The sequence below is a fragment of the Rhodopseudomonas sp. genome (genome assembly GCF_048594845.1).
Classification (GTDB): domain Bacteria; phylum Pseudomonadota; class Alphaproteobacteria; order Rhizobiales; family Xanthobacteraceae; genus Rhodopseudomonas.
This window is the reverse complement of record NZ_JBMDXE010000288.1, coordinates 1-1,920: the sequence shown is the minus strand read 5'-3', so window position 1 is coordinate 1,920 and position 1,920 is coordinate 1. Positions and strand designations below refer to the sequence as shown.

At 64.9% G+C, this 1,920-nt stretch carries 2 protein-coding genes; both read left to right on the top strand.

The window, feature by feature from the left end:
- Positions 1 to 228: 228 nt before the first annotated feature.
- On the top strand, positions 229 to 723 hold the full coding sequence (locus ACOJTD_RS18715) for a TRAP transporter small permease (protein ID WP_420134377.1): 495 nt from the start codon (positions 229 to 231) through the stop codon (positions 721 to 723).
- Positions 724 to 729: 6 nt separating this feature from the next.
- The coding region (locus ACOJTD_RS18710; RefSeq protein WP_420134376.1) for a TRAP transporter large permease at positions 730 to 1,920 on the top strand (1,191 nt) is incomplete at its 3' end.

Sequence of the window (1,920 nt, the reverse complement as noted above, 5' to 3'; positions counted from 1 at the left end):
CAACTCAAAGCCGCGCAGACGATGTCCCCCGCGGGGCGTTAAACCGGGGCGCCCTTGACATGCCGGGCACGCGCTTCGCCCGCCCCGGAATGACGCCACGTTTGCGGTGACGCCTAGGCCGACGATCGAACTCTCGCCAACCAGCAAAACCCCATGACCTCCGACCTCGACAAGCTGGCCGATCGGCTGCCCGGTGCACTGGAGACCAAGCGCGTCACCAAGAACGGCATGGACCGTTTCATCGACGTGATCGAATGGATCGCGGCGTTCTTCGTGGGCATCGTCGCGCTGAACACCTTCCTCGCAGTGTTCATGCGAAAATTCTTCGCGGTGACGATCCCGGACTACTACAATTTCGGGCAGTTCATGCTCGGCGTGCTGATCTTCTGGGGCATTGCGGCAACATCCTATCGCGGCTCGCACATCACCGTCGATCTGGTGTGGGCGGCGGCGTCGCCGCGCTGGCAGCGCATCATCGACATCTTCGCGACGCTGGTGCTGCTGTTCGTGGTGTCGGTGCAGACCTACACGCTGTTCGACAAGGTGGTGACCACCAAGGCTGACCACATCGTCACGATGGATCTGCAGGTGCCGATCTGGCCGTTCTATCTGGTGTCGTGGATCGGCGACGTGTCCGCCGTGCTGCTGATCGCAATCCGAACCTTCCGGCTGATCTTCCATCCGGAGCAGATGCGCGAGCAGCGCATGAAGCCGGTGGAGTAAGCCGCGATGTCCAATGAAATGGTGGCCCTGATCGGGTTCATCAGCCTGTTTGTGCTGATGCTGCTGCGCGTGCCGGTCGGCATGGCGATGGGCCTCGTCGGCGCCACCGGGTTCGGTTATCTCACCGGCCTTGAGCCGGCGTTGAAGCTGGTCGGCCAGACCACGATGCGGACCGTCACTGACTACTCGTTCGGCGTGATCCCGATGTTCCTGCTGATGGGCGCGTTCGTGTCGGCGTCCGGCATCAGCCGCGAACTGTTCCACGCCGGCAACACCTTCGTCGGTCACTGGAAGGGCGGACTCGGCATCGCCACCATCGGCGCCTGCGGCGGCTTCGCGGCGATCTCCGGCTCGTCGGTCGCGACCGCGGCGACGTTCTCGGCGGTGGCGTATCCGGAGATGCGGCGGTTCGGCTATCCGCAGTCGTTCTCCACCGGCGTGATCGCGGTCGGCGGCACGCTCGGCGCGATGCTGCCGCCGTCGACGGTGCTGGCGGTGTACGGCATCATTACCCAGCAAGACATCGGCAAGCTGTTCATCGCCGGCATCGTGCCCGGGCTGCTGGCGATCGTCATGCACATGATCACCATCTGGATCATCGGCGTGTCGAAGCCGGGCTTCCTGCCGGCCGGCCCGAAGGCGTCGTGGAGCGAGCGCGCGGCCGAGCTCAAGAACGTGTGGGCGCCGATCGTGCTGTTCCTGTTCGTGATCGGCGGGCTGTACGGCGGCTTCTTCACGCCCACCGAGGCCGGCGGCGTGGGCGCGAGCGGTGCCTTCATCCTCGGCGTGCTGCGCGGCCGGCTCGACCGCGCGAAGATCCGCGAGGCCCTGCTGTCGGCCACGCGCACGGCGGCGGCGGTGTTCACCGTGCTGATCGGCGCACTGCTGTTCGGCTACTTCCTCACCATCACGCAGAGCCCGCAGAAGCTCACCGAGTTCCTCACCGGCCTGGGCGTGGGCCGCTACGGCGTGCTCGCGCTGATCATGGTGATGTACCTGGTGCTCGGCTGCCTGATGGACGCGATGGCGATGATCATCCTCACGGTGCCGATCATCTACCCGGTGATCGTGCACCTGGGCTTCGACCCGATCTGGTTCGGCATCATCATCGTGATGACGGCGGAGCTCGGGCTGATCCATCCGCCCGTGGGCATGAACGTGTTTGTCATCAAGAGCGTGGTGAAGGACGTGAGCTTC